General features: G+C 71.7%; 27 protein-coding genes. All 27 read right to left on the reverse strand.

What is annotated here, in order from left to right:
• Positions 1-11: 11 nt before the first annotated feature.
• Positions 12-1,565 carry a phage tail tape measure protein gene (locus LMH63_RS13665; protein WP_109678842.1) on the reverse strand — a complete coding sequence of 518 codons (1,554 nt, stop codon included), beginning with the start codon at positions 1,563-1,565 and terminating at the stop codon, positions 12-14.
• The gene (locus LMH63_RS13670; RefSeq protein ID WP_109678841.1) at positions 1,558-1,671 is read right to left on the reverse strand and encodes a GpE family phage tail protein; all 114 of its coding nucleotides are present in this window, start codon (positions 1,669-1,671) and stop codon (positions 1,558-1,560) included. Before LMH63_RS13670 ends, LMH63_RS13665 begins: the two co-directional genes overlap by 8 nt.
• Positions 1,668-1,973, reverse strand: a complete 306-nt coding sequence (locus LMH63_RS13675; protein ID WP_158280381.1) for a phage tail assembly protein — start codon at positions 1,971-1,973, stop codon at positions 1,668-1,670. The genes LMH63_RS13670 and LMH63_RS13675 overlap by 4 nt, the downstream gene beginning before the upstream one ends.
• Before the next feature lie 4 nt (positions 1,974-1,977).
• Complete coding sequence (locus LMH63_RS13680) at positions 1,978-2,334, reverse strand: phage tail tube protein (protein WP_109678839.1); 357 nt, start codon at positions 2,332-2,334, stop codon at positions 1,978-1,980.
• A 29-nt stretch (positions 2,335-2,363) separates the two neighbouring features.
• Entirely contained in the window at positions 2,364-3,845 is a 1,482-nt protein-coding gene (locus tag LMH63_RS13685) for a phage tail sheath subtilisin-like domain-containing protein (RefSeq protein ID WP_109678838.1), read from the reverse strand.
• A 3-nt stretch (positions 3,846-3,848) separates the two neighbouring features.
• Entirely contained in the window at positions 3,849-4,031 is a 183-nt protein-coding gene (locus LMH63_RS13690) for a DUF2635 domain-containing protein (RefSeq protein WP_199225669.1), read from the reverse strand.
• A gap of 14 nt (positions 4,032-4,045) precedes the next feature.
• Entirely contained in the window at positions 4,046-4,597 is a 552-nt protein-coding gene (locus LMH63_RS13695; protein WP_109678836.1) for a phage protein Gp37, read from the reverse strand.
• Between the two features lies 1 nt (position 4,598).
• Positions 4,599-5,012 carry a gp436 family protein gene (locus LMH63_RS13700; RefSeq protein ID WP_109678835.1) on the reverse strand — a complete coding sequence of 138 codons (414 nt, stop codon included), beginning with the start codon at positions 5,010-5,012 and terminating at the stop codon, positions 4,599-4,601.
• A complete protein-coding gene (locus tag LMH63_RS13705) occupies positions 5,009-5,389 on the reverse strand; it encodes a hypothetical protein (protein ID WP_158280380.1) in 381 nt (126 codons plus the stop codon). Before LMH63_RS13705 ends, LMH63_RS13700 begins: the two co-directional genes overlap by 4 nt.
• 128 nt (positions 5,390-5,517) lie before the next feature.
• Entirely contained in the window at positions 5,518-6,450 is a 933-nt protein-coding gene (locus LMH63_RS13710; RefSeq protein ID WP_109678834.1) for a major capsid protein, read from the reverse strand.
• A 29-nt stretch (positions 6,451-6,479) separates the two neighbouring features.
• The gene (locus LMH63_RS13715; RefSeq protein ID WP_109678833.1) at positions 6,480-6,890 is read right to left on the reverse strand and encodes a DUF2190 family protein; all 411 of its coding nucleotides are present in this window, start codon (positions 6,888-6,890) and stop codon (positions 6,480-6,482) included.
• Positions 6,891-6,893: 3 nt separating this feature from the next.
• Positions 6,894-8,021: a peptidase gene (locus tag LMH63_RS13720; protein ID WP_109678832.1), complete on the reverse strand. Its 1,128-nt coding sequence runs from the start codon at positions 8,019-8,021 to the stop codon at positions 6,894-6,896.
• A gap of 85 nt (positions 8,022-8,106) precedes the next feature.
• The gene (locus tag LMH63_RS13725; RefSeq protein ID WP_109678831.1) at positions 8,107-9,036 is read right to left on the reverse strand and encodes an LAPAL motif-containing putative phage structural protein; all 930 of its coding nucleotides are present in this window, start codon (positions 9,034-9,036) and stop codon (positions 8,107-8,109) included.
• Positions 9,033-9,227 carry a hypothetical protein gene (locus tag LMH63_RS13730; RefSeq protein WP_109678830.1) on the reverse strand — a complete coding sequence of 65 codons (195 nt, stop codon included), beginning with the start codon at positions 9,225-9,227 and terminating at the stop codon, positions 9,033-9,035. The genes LMH63_RS13725 and LMH63_RS13730 overlap by 4 nt, the downstream gene beginning before the upstream one ends.
• 255 nt (positions 9,228-9,482) lie before the next feature.
• Positions 9,483-9,926, reverse strand: coding sequence for a phage virion morphogenesis protein (locus LMH63_RS13735; RefSeq protein ID WP_109678829.1), 444 nt, complete (start codon positions 9,924-9,926; stop codon positions 9,483-9,485).
• 104 nt (positions 9,927-10,030) lie between these two features.
• Positions 10,031-11,281: a PBECR2 nuclease fold domain-containing protein gene (locus tag LMH63_RS13740; protein ID WP_109678828.1), complete on the reverse strand. Its 1,251-nt coding sequence runs from the start codon at positions 11,279-11,281 to the stop codon at positions 10,031-10,033.
• A gap of 1 nt (position 11,282) precedes the next feature.
• A complete protein-coding gene (locus LMH63_RS13745; RefSeq protein WP_109678827.1) occupies positions 11,283-12,737 on the reverse strand; it encodes a DUF935 domain-containing protein in 1,455 nt (484 codons plus the stop codon).
• 3 nt (positions 12,738-12,740) lie between these two features.
• Positions 12,741-14,270 (reverse strand): terminase large subunit domain-containing protein, encoded by a 1,530-nt coding sequence (locus tag LMH63_RS13750; RefSeq protein ID WP_109678826.1) that lies wholly within the window; start codon positions 14,268-14,270, stop codon positions 12,741-12,743.
• Complete coding sequence (locus LMH63_RS13755) at positions 14,270-14,848, reverse strand: DUF3486 family protein (RefSeq protein WP_109678825.1); 579 nt, start codon at positions 14,846-14,848, stop codon at positions 14,270-14,272. The genes LMH63_RS13750 and LMH63_RS13755 overlap by 1 nt, the downstream gene beginning before the upstream one ends.
• Entirely contained in the window at positions 14,848-14,994 is a 147-nt protein-coding gene (locus tag LMH63_RS13760) for a hypothetical protein (RefSeq protein WP_158280379.1), read from the reverse strand. Before LMH63_RS13760 ends, LMH63_RS13755 begins: the two co-directional genes overlap by 1 nt.
• Before the next feature lie 3 nt (positions 14,995-14,997).
• On the reverse strand, positions 14,998-15,294 hold the full coding sequence (locus LMH63_RS13765; protein ID WP_109678824.1) for a VpaChn25_0724 family phage protein: 297 nt from the start codon (positions 15,292-15,294) through the stop codon (positions 14,998-15,000).
• The gene (locus LMH63_RS13770) at positions 15,291-15,674 is read right to left on the reverse strand and encodes a DUF2730 family protein (protein WP_109678823.1); all 384 of its coding nucleotides are present in this window, start codon (positions 15,672-15,674) and stop codon (positions 15,291-15,293) included. The genes LMH63_RS13765 and LMH63_RS13770 overlap by 4 nt, the downstream gene beginning before the upstream one ends.
• A complete protein-coding gene (locus LMH63_RS13775) occupies positions 15,662-15,907 on the reverse strand; it encodes a TraR/DksA C4-type zinc finger protein (protein WP_109678822.1) in 246 nt (81 codons plus the stop codon). The genes LMH63_RS13770 and LMH63_RS13775 overlap by 13 nt, the downstream gene beginning before the upstream one ends.
• Positions 15,907-16,143 (reverse strand): hypothetical protein, encoded by a 237-nt coding sequence (locus LMH63_RS13780; protein ID WP_109678821.1) that lies wholly within the window; start codon positions 16,141-16,143, stop codon positions 15,907-15,909. The genes LMH63_RS13775 and LMH63_RS13780 overlap by 1 nt, the downstream gene beginning before the upstream one ends.
• A complete protein-coding gene (locus LMH63_RS13785; protein ID WP_109678820.1) occupies positions 16,140-16,712 on the reverse strand; it encodes a 3TM-type holin in 573 nt (190 codons plus the stop codon). The genes LMH63_RS13780 and LMH63_RS13785 overlap by 4 nt, the downstream gene beginning before the upstream one ends.
• Entirely contained in the window at positions 16,709-17,017 is a 309-nt protein-coding gene (locus tag LMH63_RS13790) for a hypothetical protein (RefSeq protein WP_109678819.1), read from the reverse strand. The genes LMH63_RS13785 and LMH63_RS13790 overlap by 4 nt, the downstream gene beginning before the upstream one ends.
• A complete protein-coding gene (locus LMH63_RS13795) occupies positions 17,014-17,520 on the reverse strand; it encodes a glycoside hydrolase family 108 protein (protein WP_109678818.1) in 507 nt (168 codons plus the stop codon). The genes LMH63_RS13790 and LMH63_RS13795 overlap by 4 nt, the downstream gene beginning before the upstream one ends.
• Positions 17,521-17,527: the final 7 nt, after the last annotated feature.

Here is a 17,527-nt window from a genome sequence, read left to right on the forward strand (position 1 = left end):
CTCGATGCCCGTCACGGCATCACCCCCACCCCGAGATCCACGCCGATGTCCATGCCGCCCTCGCGCCGAAGCTCGCGGACGCGGGGGCGGCCCTCGCTGTCGATGGTGATGCGGAGCTCGCCGCCGACCCTCGCCTCCCCGGGCCCGACCGCTGCGGCGTCGTCACCCTCGAGCGTCGGCGCCCCCATCTGAGGGGCGCCCATGCCCTCCAGGCCGAGCCGGTCCTGCACCCAGTCCGGCATCCAGTCGACCAGGCTGCGCACGCGCTCCTGCAGCCAGTTGGTCATGGCGTTGAAGCGCTCGGTGATGCCGTTCCACAGCCCATTGATCCAGGCGCGCCCCACCTCCATGAGCGCCGCCGGGTCGAGGATGTCCTTGATCCAGTCGAGGGCGCCCTGGAATGCCGAGACCACGCGGCCCCAGAGCTCGGAGACGAAGTCGCTGATCGGGCCCCAGTGGCGGTAGATCAGGTACGCGGCACCAGCCAGCGCTGCGACGCCCGCGAGGAACCAGCCGATGGGAGTCGCGAGTAACGCCACACCAAACCCCCCGATGGCGATGCCCAGCTGGGTGATGGCGAGGATGAGCGGCCCGGACACAATGGCCGCTGCGACCAGCGCTAGGCGCCCCCAGCCGCCCATGCGCTCGGCGGCCCAGCTGAGCGCCCCGGAGACCTGCAGGACGACAGACCAGAAGCGGCGCAGCCCCTGCATGATCCGCTCGGTGATCACCTCGCGGTTCGCCTGGATGAGCTCGCGGGTGCGCTCGAGCCAATCGGTGACGGCCGGGAGCAGCTCGCGCACCACGGCGATGCGCAGCCCGAAGAGGGTGCGGCGGAAGGCGGTCATGTTGTCGGTGTAGTCGACGGCCTTGCGCGCGAAGGCCTCGTCCATGACGACGCCGGCCTCGTGTGCCTCACGGGCCATGCGGCGCAGCCCCTCGGAGCCGTCCTCGAGCATCTGCAGGACCGCCACGCCCTCGGAGTCGAAGAGCTTGAAGGCGGCGCGCACGCGCAGCGCCGGATCCTCGATCTCGGCGAGGGCGTCCGCCACCTCGGGGAAGAGCTCCGTGGTCGGCCGGATGTTGCCGTTGGTGTCCCGCAGCTGGATGTTGAGGAACCGGAGCGCCCCCTCGGCCTCGCCGGTGCCGTTCGCGGCCTCCGCCGCGCGCCGGGTGAAGCGCTGCAGCGCCATATTGAACGTGCTCTGCCGCACCCCGGAGAGCTCGGCGGCGTACTGCCACTCCTGGAGCGTCTCGACGTTGATGCCAAGGCGGTCCGCCGTCTTCACCGCGGCGTCGGCCGCGTCGGTGACGCTCGCGACGAGCCGCTCGAACCCCCACACCGCACCCGCGGCCGCGCCGCCGGCGAGCGCGAGCCGTCGCGTGAGCCGCCCGGCGCTGCTCAGCACGTTGCTGAAGCCCTCGCCGACCGCCACGGCCGAGCGGCGCAGGCGCTGCAGGCCGGCGGACTGGGCGAGCCGGCCGAAGCGGCGCTGGATGCGTTGGACCGGACGCGAGATCCGGTCCACCAGGTCGAGGATGACGCTTGCCTTGAGCTCAGCCACGGTTGTGCTTCCTCAGCCGCTTCGCCCGCTCCTGCCACCAGCGCAGCTCCTGGACGTCCATCTCCCAGAGCTCCGAGGGCGGGAAGTGGAAGACATAGGCGATCACCCCGACGACGTCGGCCCAGTCCCCGGGGACCCCGACAAAGGGCCGGCCAGGGCCTCCGTGACCGCCTCGACGTCGGCGCTGTCGAGCTCGTCCACGGCCGCCTGGGGCAGCCCCGTCATGGCCATGACGAGCGCGAGCACCTTGCCGATCTCGCCTTTCGCCTGGTCCATCGCCCGCAGGTGCTTGGCCTTGATGCGAGGGGGCAGGCGCAGCTCCTCGAGCGTGCGCTCGCCACCGCCCTCGAACTTGTCCGCGGTGTAGGTGACGGGATGCTTGAGCTGGATGACGATCTCCTCGCTCATGACGCTACACCCGCTCCAGGCCCATGCCGGAGAAGTTGAGCGCGAAGGTGCCCGCGCTCGCATCGAGCTCCGGCGGCTCGGTGACGAAGGCCTCGCGCATGAGGTAGGTCACCCCGGTGTCCGTCTCGAAGAGCACGCTCGCGGCGGTGATGCCGGCGAGCTGCACGATGTCGGTCTCGCCGGTGTGCTGGACGGTCACCTGGATGCTCGGGGCGACCGGGTTCTCCTTGTAGCCCTGGACGCCCCTCGGCCCGAGTTGCGCCTCGCGCTCGACGCCGCCGACGTTGAGCGTCGCCCCCACCTCGGAGAGCAGCTCCTCGCCGTCGACGCGGACGGTGGCCTTGCCGGTGATCTGGGTCATGTCTGCAATGCCTCCTCAAGGGGCCTTGATCAGCGCCGGAACTGCGTCTGCATGGCGTGGACGCGGTAGCCGGAGACGAGCTGCGGGCTGTCGATGACGTTGAGCCGGTTGGGGTCCTCGGGGTCGATGTTGGCGGTGAGGCTCTCCGCGTAGCCCTCGTAGTCCTGCACCCAGCCGAAGCCGATCATCGTGCGGTAGAGCCCGAGGAGCTCGGCCTTGATGATCTTGGGCGTGGCGATGGGCTGGCCGGCGCCGTAGAGGCTCGCGTCGGCGTCGCCGGCGAGCTTGTGCCTCGGATATTTGCGCAGGATCATGCTGCGCTGCTCGAAGCGGATGCGCTCGAGGGTCTCCGGCACCTGGATGTCCAGGTAGGCGTCGCTCGCGATGCCCGCGGCGTTCTCCTGGTACATGGTGATCTGGCGCTCGATGCGCACGGTGCCGTCGGTGGCCACGCGGTAGGTCGAGATCCCGTCGTAGAGCAGCAGGTTGCGCTCGCTGTCGGTGAAGCGGTCGGCCTCGGCCGGGCCCATGAGCCCCGGGAGCTCCAGGGTCTGCAGCGGGCGCGCTGGGTCGATGGCGAGCGCGCGGGCGCCGGCGGCGGCGTTGGTGGCCGCCCACAGCCACGTGGGGCTGACCGCGATGCCGGTGCCCATGCAGGTGACGTGCGGGCTATTGCGCGCGCTCCCGAAGGTGCCGGTCTCGCTGTGCGTGCCGCGGTAGGCGGTAAAGGCGCGGCCGCCGATCTGGCGCATCGGACCCCAGCGGTCGTCGAGCTCGGCCTCGAGGGCGTCGAGGTTCGCCGAGTCCGTGTAGGGGCAGGCGATCCAGTTCCACCACTCGTCGCCCATCACCGGGATGGCGGTGCCGAGATCGGGGTTGGCGCTGCCGCCGGCCATGTCCGTGATGGTGAACGTGACGCCGCTCACCCCGTCCTCGCCGCGGGCACTGAGGCGCACGTCGATGTCGTTGCCGGTCTCGCCGGCCCAGCGTGCGGTGAGGTCCACCTGCTCGGGCACGGTGCCGTTGACCGCGGCGGTGACCGGCAGGCGGGTGTCGGCGTTGATCTCGTCGACGATGGCCTGGGCGATGGTGCTCGCGGTGTCCGCGGCAGCCACACCCACGCGCACCCGGTAGCCCGCGATGTAGAGCGCGAGCGTCCCGGAGGTGTTGGCAGTGCCGGCGACGGTGATGTCGCCCGCCGCCTTGACGGCCGTGCCGTCGTCGTCCAGGGCGATCGCCCAGGTCTCAAGGTAGGGGGCGGCGCTCAACGTGGCGCGCAGCATCTCGGCGAGCATGGATCCGCGGCCGTAGAGCCGCTCGGCCTGCTCGGCGGAGGTCACGCGGTCGAGCTCGAGCGCGGCGCGCTCGCCGGCGGCGAGGCGCTGGCCGAAGACGAGCAGCTTGCCCTGGAAGGCGCTCGAGCCCGCGAGGCGGGAGTCGAACTCGATGTAGACGCCGGGGATGCGCAGCGCCGCGGGGATCGAACTGAAGGCTCCGGAGCTGATGGTCATGCCTTACTCCTTGCTCTCGGCCTTGCTGGGCTTGCGGGGCGGGCGCGCCTCGACGACGTCGCCGTCGCGCAGGCGCCGGCGCCAGTAACTGGTGAGCGCGACGCGCTCGCCCTCGGCGGCGAGCACGCGGCCGTCGGGCTTGCGCACCTGCAGGCCGTCGCGGGGTTTGAGGTAGCTCTCCTGCACGGTGTGCCTCCTGGTCATTGCGGCAGGTCGACCTGGTCGACCGCGTCGGGGTCGTCGGCGCCGCCCACCTGGTGGGTGGCGTGGTAGGTGGTGAAGGCGTCGAGCGTGTTGACGTCGAGCGGCGGGGGGAAGGTCATCGCCAGGCGGTAGGCCGCGCCGTAGACCACCACGCCCTCCTTGTCGAAGCGATCGGAGTAGAGGTTGTCGATGGACTCGAGCGCGAGCGTGCCCACGCCATCCACCGTCAGCCCGTGCACCCCGGGCACCACGCGCTCGAGGAGCTCGTAGGCGCCCACCTGGCGGCTGTTGCCCCGGCGGCGCTCACGCTCGCCGCTCGCGTGCCCCGTGACCACGTACACGACGTAGCGCGCCGAGGCCCTGGGCTGGTTGGCGTTGCCCTCGGCACGCGCGCTCGACCAGGCGACGTAGATGCCCGGCACCCGGCGCAGCGCGGCGCGCAGCGTGCGCTCGTCCCAGCGCCCGGGCAGGTCCTCGATGCTCTTGACGTACTGCCCGACCACCGTCTGGCAGCGCGCGATGATGGCGTCCTCGACTTCGGCCAGCACCTCAGAACCCCTTCAGCGCGTCGTCGTCGAACTCGCGCCGGCCCGCCTCGTACGCCGGCGAGCCGCCGGTGGTCGTGGCCGGCGCCTCGGCGCCGAGCGTGGCCTCGCCGCGGGAGACCGCGCGCAGCCAGCTCACCGCCTCCTCGTGGCGCTTGCGTACCTCCTCGGTGGCGCGGTCCTCGTAGAGGAAGTAGCGCGCGAGGTTGCAGGCCACGCGCTCCAGGACGGCCGGCACCGGATCGAGCGGCAGGCTCACCCGGCGGCCGATGTAGCTGTCGATGAGCGAGGCGGCGTCCGCCAGCGCCCCGTCAACCACCTCGGTGTCGATGACGCCGTCGTTGTCGCGATCGGCGAGGTCGAGCAGCTCGCCCTCGCCGAACCGGCGCACCAGGTCGTCCTGGGTGGCGTAGCTCACTCGCCGCTACCCCCGGCCTGCTGCTCCTGGTACTCCGCCCACGCGGCGTCGCGCTCCTTGGCGGAGACGCTCTCGATGCCGCTCACGGTGGCGAGGGCGTCGCACTCGGGCTTGCCGCCCTTGGTGAAGTGCGCCTCGTTCTCCGGGTCGAGCTCGGCGATGGCGGCGACCAGGCGCGCGTGGCGCTCAGCCTCGGCCGGCGGCTCCTCGGTGCCGCTCGCGGCCGCGGCGCCGCCCTTGGGCTCGCGCAGCGCGCCGATCTCGAGCAGCGGCCGGGCAGCTCGCTCGGTCATCTCGACCGGGTCGCCGACGCCGTAGCGCTCGCCGTCGTGGCGGAGCGGGGTGGCGACCTCAAAGGTGCGGGTGTCGTTGCTCACGCTGCCTCCTGGATGTTTCTGTCGGCCGGGCCGGGGATGGGCGGCCCCGGCCTGCCGTTGCTCCTTCCGGCCTGGCGCCGCCGCCCCAGCGCCAGGCCGTCCGACGGAGCCGCTCAGCGGTGTCCCGCTTACGCCACGGCGTTCTGGATGAGGAACCCGGACTCGATGCCCGAGAGCACGGGGGCGCGCTCGTAGGTCACCGGGTACATCCAGGACTTGGCGTTGCGCTCGTTGTAGGGCTCCTCGACCACCGGGTGGCCCCGGAGCGTGTAGGTGTAGCCGTAGCTCGGCATGCGGCGGCTGGTGATCTGCTCGGGCACGTACGCCAGCACCACGTCCTTGCCCCAGACGTCGGTCATCTGGGTGGCGCCGTCGCCGAGGTAGACGGCGTCACCCACCGCGACCCGGCGCAGGCCCCAGAGGCGGGCGATGAGCTCCACGGTCACCGAGTCCGAGCTCGTGTACTTGACCCGGTCGACGATCTTCGGGTGCTCGGCGAGCTGGGCGAACACCGCGGCGCTGATCACCGCCACGTTCGGGCGCATGCCCACGGCCTGGCGCACGGTCTCCTTGTAGTCGCGCACCTGGGCGGAGGGATCGCTCGAGCCGTCGGACCACTGGTCGGTGCCGGAGAGCGCGGTCTTGTGGCTGGTGCTGTAGTTGTTGGCGTCGCGGGCGAGGTCGGCCTGCTCGATCTCGAGCGCGAGCGAGAGGATCTCCATCGTCTCGCTGGCGGCCTCGCGCCCGAGGTCGATGCCGGGCACCTGGTTGGCGTCCTCCATGTGCTCCCAGGGCACCATGCCCTCGAGCGCGTCCTGCACGAGCGCGAAGGGCTTGCCCTCGTAGCCGAACTGCACGCGCGCGGTGCTCGCGCCCGGGGCCCGGCGGGTCTTGTAGCGCCGGAAGCTCTCCTGGCCGAACTCGATGATCTGGCCGCCGCGCTGGCGCACCGGCACCCGCGGGAAGAGCACGCTGCCCACGCGCTCCGGGTGCGAGTAGCCCTGGGCGACCTCGGTGAGGATCGGGTTGATGACCCGGGCCTGGCTGGTGTTCATGGGCATGGTGAGTCAGCTCCTTCGCTCTGGGCCGCTTAGCGCAGCAGCACTTCGATGAACTCGCCCGCGGCGCTCGCCGACTCCAGGGCGTGACCGATGACGTACTCCGGCATCTCGCCGCCGGCGAGGATTGCGCCGTTGGCCGCGGTACTGGTGACCGAGGTGGCGCCGGAGGGGATGTTGATCTCGCCGGTGGAGGGGATCGCGCGCCCGGAGGCGTCGACGATGATGGCGTCCCCGACGGCGATAGCAGCGCCGGACTCTATGACCGCGGTGCCGAGGGCCTCGACGGTGAGCGGGTCGCCGTCGGCGGCGTCGAAGCGCGCCACGCCGGCGACCTTTTGGCCCTGCACGGTGGCCTGGGCGCCGTCGAAGCCGACCGCGCGGCGTTCGGTGACCTGGCCGCTCGCGACCAGGCTCAAGGCGAGGATGGTAGTGCTCTGCACGGCTTAGGCCTCCTGTCGCTCCACGGCGCGCACGGCCGTGATGATGTCCACCTTGTGCTGCTCGGCGTAGGCGAGCGCCTTGTGGTGCAGCGCCGCGGTGCGCGGGTCGACCTCGTAGCCGTCCGCCACCTCCAGGTCCGCCGGCACCTTGCCGCTCTCGCTCTCGCGGCGGGCGCCGCGCTCGCCGTAGTCGATCGCCTGCGGCAGGCGCTCGAGGAACTCGAGGAACCACTCGCGCGCGGGCTTCTTCACGGCTTCGGCGCCCTCGCCGAACTCGACCACCGCCTCGGCGTCCTGGGCCTCCAGGAACTCCACCAGGGCGTCGCGGTCGCGCGGCAGCACCCTGCCGGCCTCGACCAGCTTGTCCACGCGCGCGGCGTGCTCGGCGCGCCGGCGCTTCGCCTCCTCCTGGGCGATCGTCTGCTCGCGCTCGGCGAAGGCCGCCTCCTGCTCCTTGATGCGCTGCTCGCGCTCGGCAATCTCGCGCTCGCGGCGCTCAACCTCTGCCTTGTCCACGTCGGACACCTCCGTTTTCTCGCTGTACATCGGCTCGGCAACGCTCTCGGGGCGCTCCCGCTCGAGGTCCTCGATGGCGTAATCGGGGATGACCCGGTCCGCCTCCTCCGTGCCGTGCCGGGCGATGATCCACTCGCGCAGCCGACGCAGCAGGCCGCGAAGGATCCCGACGTCGGCCTCGCCGAACTCGAAGGTCACGAGGTCGGCCTCGGCGTCGCCGAACTCCACCTGGCGCAGGCCCTTCAACGCCGGCGGCTGGGCGCCGAGGAAGCCGAGGTGGCGCAGGTAGTACACGCCGGGCTTCGGGTTGGTCTTCGCCTCGGGGTGGTAGAAGCTCGCGGAGACCTTCTTGAAGCGCCCGTCCCGGACGAGCTCGGCGAAGGCGGGATCCACCTGGCGGGGCTCGGCCTCGAGGCTGCCCTCGCTATAGGCCAGCCCGCCGACCCAGCCGTAGGCGGGCGCGTCATGCCGGGGGTGGCCGGCAACGATGGGCGCCTCGTGGAGCTCGGGGTCGTAGGCCGCGGCGGCGGCCTCGAGATCGGCCTCGCTGAACTGCAGCGACGCCCCGGACATGGCCGTGTGCCTGCCGGGGCGGAAGATCTGGATGCGCTTCATGCTGGCCTCCCGCGTCATGGGGGCCAGTGTGGAGAGGGCAAGCTGGGTGGGTGGCCCTGAACGGCTTCAGGGCCGGTAAGGTGGGCTAGCTCTCGGCGGGGGGATCCTCGCCGCGGGTGATGTCGAGCCGCAGCTGGCGGCCCGCGCTATGCTTCTCGAGCACCTGGAGGACCTCCGCTTCCGAGCGCATGTTACCCGAGGTGTCGATGAACTGCCTCGTGCGCATGCGCACCTTCAGCACGTCGTTCTTGCCGAAGCGCTCCTCGCCGAGGTCGATGCGGCGGAGGAAGTCCTCATCCAGGATGGCGGCGTGAAAGGTGGCGTTGCCGTCGTTGAAACGCCACTTGTTCTCCTCCTTGAACGAGAGGCTGACCAGCTGGAGGTAGCGCTCCTCGTCGCGCTCCTCGAGCTCCTCCTGTTCCGGCGGTGGCGCGCGGAAGTAGCGCCGCTCGTCCTTGCGGATGATCTCCGGCTCCGTGTCCTGGTCGGCCTGGAAGGCGACCTGTTCTATGCCCTCCTCATCGAGCGGCTTGACCACGCCCTCCAGCCCCTTGCGCACCTCGTAGTTGCGCAGCAGCTCCAGCACCTCGGCCTCGATCTCGAAGTGGCCGTCGTCGGTCTCGATCCGGAATCGGCCGTCCTTGAGCTCGATGACACGCCGCGGCGCTCGGCCGCGGAGGCGGCGGATCGCCTTTACCAGGCCGAACGCCCCCGTGCCGCCCATGCCGAGCAGGGTGACGAGGTTGATGGCGGCGCTGACGGCCTCGCTGTTCAGGAAGCTCGTGAGCTGCGCGGAGAGACTCTGCACGACCGAGAAGTCGATGCCGAAGCATCCGGTACGGAAGGAGGCCCGCACATTCACCTGCACGCGCACCTGGTCGCCATTGAGCGCGGCGTTCGCCGCCTCAAGCGTGTCGCTCACGGCGATGAGCGCCGGGGCGAGTTCGCGGGCGTCGATCTCGTGCTCCTGGAGTGCCGGGCCATCGTAGGTGAGCGTGAAGTGCGCGGTGCTCATCGCTCGGCCCACTCCAGGCGGCGGAGAGGCGCGGTCGAGTCGCTCATCCTCACCTCGGCGGTATCATCGTAGAGGCCGGCCAGGCGAAAGGGGCGCGGATCGCCAGGCGCGTACGCCGGCGTGAAGTACTGACGATAGGCGCGGGTGAGCGTCGAGCCTCCGTTGCGCTCACGATGGCGATGCTGCTTCATGCCTCTACTCCCGCCGCCTGCGCTCGCGCCCGGCCCGAGCTATCGGATCCGGGCGACGGGGGACAAGTTACCCTACCCGTACCTCGGAGCGAAAACGGGGTCGCGACCGAAGGTCGCCGTTGCAGACGACCGGGACCCCGTTGCAAACCCGTTGCAAAAGCCGCCCAGTCGTTGCAAAGGATCGACCCTAAGCCTGGGTGCCGGAAACGGGAGATCGTCGCTCACAGCGCCTCTCCGTGGCTCGCTCCACCGCGCTCAGCTGAGCGGCTCGCCGAGGTAGGCGAGCAGGGTCTCCACGGCGTGGCGCTCGTCGCCCTCCGAGAGCCCGAGCCAGGGGCGGGCGGGGATGCCCCGCTCGGGGTCGCCGAAGTGGTGGGTGGCGCCGTAGACGCGGTCGGTGCCGAACTCGAGCTCCTGCGGCCCGGCATCATAGCGCAGGGTGTCGCGCAGGTAGGTGTTGAGCACCAGGATCTCGTCCTGGCGTCGGGGCTTGCGCGCGCGGTAGTCCTCGGAGAGCGGCTTCCAGGGCTCACCCGCCGGGGAGACCTGCTGGTCGAAGCGCTCGCGGTGGGAGAGCTGCAGGTCCTCGCCGATGGCGCGCATCGCGGGTGTGGCATCACCGGCGCGCTGCTCGAGCGCCCGCAGGGCGCGGCGCACGCGCTCGTCCTCGATGCGGTGCTGGAGGGTGACGCCGGCCATGCCAATCTCCTATACTGTCCTCAGCCTATCGCGCGGGCAGTCCCCGCCCGGACCACCAATCCCACGCGCGAGGCGGCCACGGTGGGGCGGCGCCGTGGCTTTACTCATTCCGGCCCGCGCCGGTAGAGCCGCACCCCCCGCCGGAACGCCTCCACATCGGCGTCGTCCTGCTCGCCCTCCGACTGGAAGGTGGTCACGCCCGACCAGCCGTCGCGCCCCCACTCGAAGACCGCCACACCAGGCTGGTCGCGGCCGGGGACGCGGAAGCGCGCCACGTAGCGCCGGCGCACCACCGGGCGCGCGGCCGCCCCGTGCCACTCGGCGGCGACCCAGATCTCGTCGGGGTCACGGATCGCCTGGGCGAGCATCGGCAGGTAGCGCTCGCGACCGCGCTTCAGCACCTTCCAGCGCCCGCGGGCGTTGCGAAACAGCGCCTCGGAGAGCATCAGCGGCTCGCCGAGCGCGTCGCGGTACACCGCCGGGCGCTCCAGGTCCGCCCCGAAGCTGGAGAGGAAGCTGCGCACGTAGGCCTCGGGGTCGAGCCCCTCCTCGAGGAGCTCGCCCTGGTAGGCGCGCGGCGCCGGGAGCTCGTCGCGCGCCCGGCGCGGCGGGAACAGCCGCTCGGGCTCGCTGCGCAGCGGCTCATCGAGCTGCGGCGGGGTCACGCCGCGGATCCGGCTCGCCCCCGGGCGGTGCTCGAAGCCCGGGTCGATGCCCTTCGGCACGCGCACCGTACGCGGGCTCGGCCCGTTCTGGCCGACGGTCTTCTCCTCCCAGTCGATCTCCGGGCCCTGCTCGGAGACCTCGAGCCCCCGCCGGCGCGCCTCCTCCGCGGAGATCGCGTACTTCTTGCACTTGCACCCCCAGCCGTTCTTCGGCGACCACGTTTCCCACCAGGGATCGTCCAGCGGCACGACGCGGCCGTCGTGCGCCAGGTGCTCGGGGCGCGGATCCTCGCTGCCGCCGTGGCGGTAGAGCCCGTAGGGGCGCTGGCGCCGGAGCTCTGGGTCGGCCATCTGCGCCTCGCGCCCGGCGTGGTAGCTCTGCAGGAGGTTGGTCTCGTAGATCACCCGCGATCGCCAGCCGCGCTTGCCCTTGTAGGCCCAGCCGTGGCGCTCGACGATGGCGTCGAAGTCCTTGCGGAAGTCGGCGAGGGTCCTGCCCTCCTCGACCATGCGCTGGATCGAGCGCTGGAAGTCCTCGACGATCGCCATGCGGTTGGCGCCGGCGACGACGAAGGCGTGGTCGTGCTCGCGGCCGTAGACGTCCGTCCAGGCGCGGGTGGGCAGCGCGACCTTCTCGCGAAGGAACTCGATCTGCTCGCGGAAGGGCAGAGAGCCGTACTGGACCGCCATCTCAGCCTGCCTCCTCGAGGAGATCGTAACGGCCGGCCAGCTGGGCGGCGGCGAGTGCATCGCCCATCACCTCGGCCCAGTCGTCGACGGGCAGCTCGCTCATCCGCTCGACGAGCCGCGCCTGCAGATCCTCGAGGTTCTCGGCCTGGTCGACGATCTCCCGGATCGCCTCGATGACGGCCTCCTCGCGCGGCTGCGCGTCCTCCTCCAGGCGCTCGAGCTGCGCGGCCTGCTCCTCGCCGTCGGCGGTCGGCTCGTCCTCGGCAAAGGCCGCGCCCCCGCCGGCGCCGAGCGCAGGCCGCGGCGCGGGCTCCCACTCGTCGCCGTAGTGCTCTCGGATGTAGCGCAGCGTCGGGCGGTAGCCGAGGCGGGCCACGCGCTCGTCGCGCTCGGCGAGGCGGTTGAGATCCTCGGGCTCCTCGGTGATGCGCCACACCCGCGGCGGCCGGGCGCTCGGGTAGTTCCACTCGGTGAGCCAGCGCGCGATCTGGCGGTTGAAGCTCTCGCAGACGACGTCGGCGTCAGCCTTGATGATGTCCGCGCGCACGTCCTGCTGGGCGTCGTCGGCGCCGAGCCGCCCCGGGGTGCCCTCGACGGTCGCCACCTGGCCGAGGATCACCTTGGCGATAGCCGCGTTCATGCGGTCATAAAGGGCCGTGTAATCGGCCGTGCCGGAGCGCGCCGCCTCGATGAGCTCGATCTCCATGTCCTCGGGGGTTACCACGCCGGTGTCGGTGTGGATCGCCCGCAGGGCGTCGAGGAGCTTCTGCTTCTCCGCCTCGGTGGCGCCCTTGCCGAACTTGCCGTGCGCGGTGGGCTGGCCGAACTTGTCGAGGAACTTCAGCCACAGCCGGATCCCTGAGCGCTTGAAGAACACCGGCCAGTAGAGCCAGTGGCCGAGGCCGAGGCCGTAGGGCTCGTCGTCGTGATCGGCGCCGGTGCGGAAGGTCCAGAACTTGCGATCGGGCAGGAGCTCGCCGAGGGGCTGGCTCATGGTCCGCAGCCGCAGCCGGCCCTCGCCGTCGAAGCCGAAGCGCCGCCGGTCGCGCACCAGAATCTGGTCCAGCGCCACCTGGGTGCCGTCGCGCACCCACATCGGCTCGGCGACGGCGAAGCCGTAGAAGATGCCGAAGAGCATCTGCTCGGTGACCCGGTCCCAGCCGATGTGGCGCAGCTGCTCGCGGAGCATCTCGGCGGCGGCCTTGTCCTGGCGGCGGCTGCCGCCGGCCTCGACCTCCCACTCGGCGGAGACCACCGCGCGCTGGCGCTGGCCCCAGGCGGTCTTCACCTGGTCGTCGCGGTAGAGCTCGCGGTAGAGGGTGAGATCCCCGCCGCCGCGGGTGAGCAGGACGGTGTCCTGCGGCTGCATGAGCTCGAGCGGGCCGACGTAGCCGCGGGTGATGTCGCGGCCGTCCTGGGTGCTCGCAATCTCGCGCGTCTCGGGTGCCTTGGCCATCGCCTAGAATCCTCCGGTGTCCACGCCGCCGCCGACCGCGCCCCAGCCGGTGGCGTGCGCGCGGTAGTCGGGCGCCTCCTCGGCGTCGATCCCCGCGCGGGTGATGCCGGTGGCGCGGTAGTCGATCGGTGCACTCTCGCTGCGGCTCGCCGCGTAGGCGAGCGCACAGGCGACCGCGGCGTCGCCGTGGCGCTCGCCGGCGCCGCCGCCGGTGTTGCTCCTGGGCAGGCGCGGCACGCCGTTGACGAGCCGCAGCGCGCGGTGGTCCTCGAGCACGTCGTCGTGCTGGGGGATGGTGATCGTGCCGTCCTCGAAGGCCGCCTTGTAGGGCGGCATGTTCTCGCGGTACCAGGACTCGCTGAACATCACCTGCTCCACCAGGCTGCCCCAGTGGTCGTGGGCGGACTCGGCGATGTAGCTGCCGTTGCCGGTGGCGTCGATCTTCACCCCGGAGAGGCGCGGCAGCCGGTCGCCGAGCGCGAAGAGCACCTGCTCCTGCTGCTTGTGCGGGACGTTGCGCAGCTCCACCAGGAGCGGGACCGTGCGATGCAGCGTCGCCCCGATCTCCATCGGCGCGAGCACGGAGAGGTGCCCGGAGCGGGCGAAGTCCATGCCGAGCACGTGGCGGCGGCTGCGGTCGAGGCCGGCGAGCAGGGGCAGGAGCTCGTCGCGGATCCAGTCCTCCATCTGCACCGCGCGGCTTGGCTCGGGCGCGGTGTTGAAGGCGCGGTCGCCCTCGAAGCGGATCACCGGCGCCTCGGCCATGCGCGGCTCCACCAGCGAGCGCGGCAGGTAGGCGCCGCCGCCCATCGCCGGCACGCAGAAGAGCTCCTCGGCCTCGTTCGGGCGGTAGCGCCGGATGAGAGCCTCCCGCCAATCGCGCTCCGCCTCGGCACTCCAGGGGCGCCCGGTCACCTGGCAGATGCGCTGGTAGAGCCCGTCGGCGAGGGCATCGTCAAGCGTCACCCGGTGCAGGGCGTAGTCCTGTCGCCCGGCGCGGATGTCGGTGACTAGCTGGTTGAACGGGTTCTCCTCGCCGTTGTGCGTGGAGATGATGTGCACCGCACCGCCCCACATGGTCATGGCGAGCGCGGCCTTGAGCAGCTCCTCGAGGTCGTCGACGAAGGCCGCCTCGTCGATCACCAGTCGCTCGCCCGGGCGGCCCTTGGAGCGCAGGTTGCGCGGGTTGCTCGAGAAGGTCTGGATCTGGTGGCCGCTGTCGAACTTGATGACGAAGGTGAGGATCTGGCGGTCGCCCTGCTCGAGCACCGACTCCTGGATCTCGCCCGCCGCGGCCTGGAAGGCGCGCGCCCACTGCGCGCAGTCCTGGATGAAGCCCGCGGTCATCTCCTTGTCGTAGGAGATGTAGTAGACGTTGGCGCCGCCGGCGGCCGCGGCGTGCAGCACGGCATCCGCCGCCTCGGCGTAGGAGAGGCCGATCCGGCGGCTCTTCTCGATGACCTTGACCGCCGAGCGGTCCTCCACCCAGCGGCTCTGGTAGGGCAGCAGGATCGCCGCGTCGCCGGCGGCCATCAGAGCCCCTTGAGGATGGCGTCACGCATGGCGGCCACGCCCTCGTCGGAGAGCCCGGCGCGGCGGCCGGCCTGCTCGGCGGCCTCGGCGGCCTGCTCCGCGGCCTCCTCGCGGGCCTGGCGGCGGATCTCCGCCTCGCGCTTGACGTTCTCGCTGGAGGCCTTCTCCAGGCGCGCGGCGGTGAGTGCGAGGTCCTTCAGCATGTCGATGGTGCCGGGCAGGGTCTCGGCGTCGAGCTCGCCCTCCTGGAGCTTCAGGGAGACGTCGAAGGTGAGCGAGCGCACGAGCTGGTTGATGAGGTTGCCCATCTCCCCCTCGGGGCGGGCGCCGAGTTTGCCGATCCACATGTCGGCGACCTCGCGGGCCTCGCGCATCTTCTGCCCGACCGCCTCCATGCGCACGGCGTAGCGGTTGAGGCTCGACTTCGAGAGCCGCTCCTCGTGCCCCTCGCGCTCGAGGATCTCGTTGATCTGGCGGGTCGCTTCCAGCTGTGTCACGCGCGGATCCCTCAGCAGCTCGTGGAGCTTCTCGCGGACATCGTCCGGCAGGCGGTCGATGGTCGAGGGGCGGCGGGCCATCAGTGCAGCCTCCAGAGCACGTAAAGCACCGCGGCCGCGAGCACGGGCGGCCGGGTGGCGAGCCAGTAGGCACCCCACACCAGCGCCCCGGGGGAGAGCACGAGGGCGCAGCCGGTGAGCAGCAGCAGGTCGCGCAGCGTCTTCATGGCTCAGCCTCCCGGGCGCGGGCGGGCGACGCCGGGGACACGCGCGGCGCCGGTGGCCACGTCCTCGCCGCGGGGGGTGAGGCTCGCCACCTGGACGCCGGAGCTCTCCTCGAGCTCGATCAAGCCCTGCTCCGCGAGCCAGGCGAGCTGGCTGCGCAGGGCGTCGCGCGAGACGGCGTGGCCGAAGGCGCGCAGGACGCTGCGCAGGACGTGCTCGTTGTGGCTGTAGCCGGCGTCCTCCTCGAGGGCCTGCAGGATTACCAGCCGCTGGTCCCGCGCGGCATGCTCGCTGAAGCTCATTTGCTGTCACCCCCGGAGCGCTGGAGCAGGTATTCGCTGATCATGGAGAGCTGATGGGCGATGGATCTCACTTCGCCCGTCATCTGGCGCATGTCCTGGCTGACGGTGTTGAGCCGCTCGTAGACCCGGCCGAGGTCGTGGTGCGTCGGCACGCTGGCGAGCTGCGACTCCGCGACGTCCACCCGGCGCTCGACGCTGATCACCCGGTCCCGCACACGGTCGATGCCGTCGCTCGCGCGGGTATCGACGTCGGCGATGGCGGCGGTGTTGGCCTTGCTCTTCTGGACCAGGTGGGTGTAGAGGCCGAGCATCCCGAGGCCGGCGAGCTGCAGCGCATCCATCCAGAAGCGCATGGCGCCGTAGTCGATCACGCCTTCCACTGTCGCCTCCGTCGCTCGTGATCGGTCGCGCACTCCAGGCAGCGCACCGCGCGCGGCTGCGCGTCGATGCGCCGCGGGTCGATGACCTCGGCGCAGTCCAGGCAGTAGCGCACGCCGCGGTACTCGCGGGGGCGCTCGCTGCGGTCGGCGCGGATCGCCTCGAGTGCGGCCTCCCGCTCGGCCTGGGCCAGCGCCTCCGCGCGCTCGTAGTCGCGCTCGGTGAAGTCCGCCACTAGCCCCTCCGGTTCGCCCGGCGCGCCTGGCGGGCGGCCTTGGCCTTCGCGCGCGCCCGGCGCTTGCGGTAGGTGGGTTTCGTCGGCTTGGACCAGGTCGCAGGCCGCGGCGCCTGCCGGCGGCGGCGCGGCTCCGCGGCCGGGAAGAGCATCGGCCGGAGCACCCGCGCCGGGCCGGACTCCGCGCCCTGGAGCGCTTCCAGGGCCTCGTGCGAGAGGTTGTGCTGCGCCATCATCCCTTCGCTCCGGTGAATCGGTCGGCGATCCGCTCCAGCGCCCCGCGGCCGTCCTGGCCTGCGCGCACGCGCTTGTCGCGGGAGCGGGCGGAGACGTTGATGCCGAGCACCGCAAGCGCGATGCCCCACATGGGCGTGAGCGCGGTGATGGCCTCGATGAGATCCGCAGCGTTGCCGGGGCTCGCCACCATCGCGTAGACGATGCCGCCGGTCTGCAGCGTCCAGGTGAGCGAGGCGACGTAGCCGAACATCGGCCGCCAGCGGCGCACGAAGGCGTCGTCCGCCTGCGCCTCGGCGCGCATGGTCTGGTTGACCTGGGCGAGCCGCGCGGTCTCGGCCTCGAGCGTCATGCGCCGGAGCGAGCGCTGGTGCTCCTGCTCGAGCTGGCGCAGCTTGGCGACTGCGGCCGGATCCGTCTCGATGGCGCGGGCCACCTGGTCGGGATCCTCCTCCACGCCGAGCGCGCCGGCGATGAGGCTGCCGACGGCACCGCCGGCGGGGCCGCCGAGCGCCCCGCCGAGCAGCGGCGCGGCCTTGGCCACCGCGCCCTTGATGCTCTCCCAGTTCATGCGTCGATCCTCCGGCCGACCTTGAAGCCCCATAGGGGCGGCTCGTCCTCGCCGTGGACGGAGACCCAGGCGAGGAACCAGATCCAGTCGAGCACGCAGTCGAGCAGCGTCAGCGGCCGCCACTTCGTGCAAACGGCCGCGCCCTCCGGCTCCTCGAACGCGAACCAGCACGGGACGAGGCCGTAGATGCGTGCGTGATGGGTGTAGCCCGAGCGCAGCGCCCGGCTCGCCGGCACGATGCCGAGCCAGCCGAGGACGCGCTCGCGCCGGCCTTGGGGCGCGGTGAGCGTGACCGGGGCGCTCACGCCGGCACCTCGCCGGTGTAGAGGAAGGCCTGCAGGCGCAGCAGCCGGTTGAACCACCCGCGCAGGAAGCGCTCCTGCGAGCTGTCGGCGACGACGATGCCGTGGTACTTGAGCGCGCGGCGGCCGAGGAGCTCTACGACGAGCACGCGCTCCGGCCAGGCCTCGACCGCAGCGAGGGTGCGCGGACCGATGATGCCGTCCACCGTGGCGCCCGCGGCACGCTGCAGCTGCCGGCACGCGGAGCCGACGCCGTGATTGACGGCGGCATCGAAGTGGGCGACACCGACCCCCGCGGGGAGCTCGTGGCAGCGGGCGGCGCGCCAGTAGTCGCGCTCGTAGAGGGCGCGGGCGTCGGCCTCGGTGAGGGTGTCGAGGTCGAGATCCGGGTAGGCGCGCTGGGAGATGCCGTACACGGTGTGCCCGCCGCGGTCGGCGGGGTCGTCGACCTCGCCGCCCTCGGCGGTGCGGATCCATTCCCAGGGGGTGTCGGGGAGCCTGCTCATGGCGTGC

Source organism: Spiribacter halobius, from assembly GCF_020883455.1.
GTDB lineage: Bacteria > Pseudomonadota > Gammaproteobacteria > Nitrococcales > Nitrococcaceae > Sediminicurvatus > Sediminicurvatus halobius.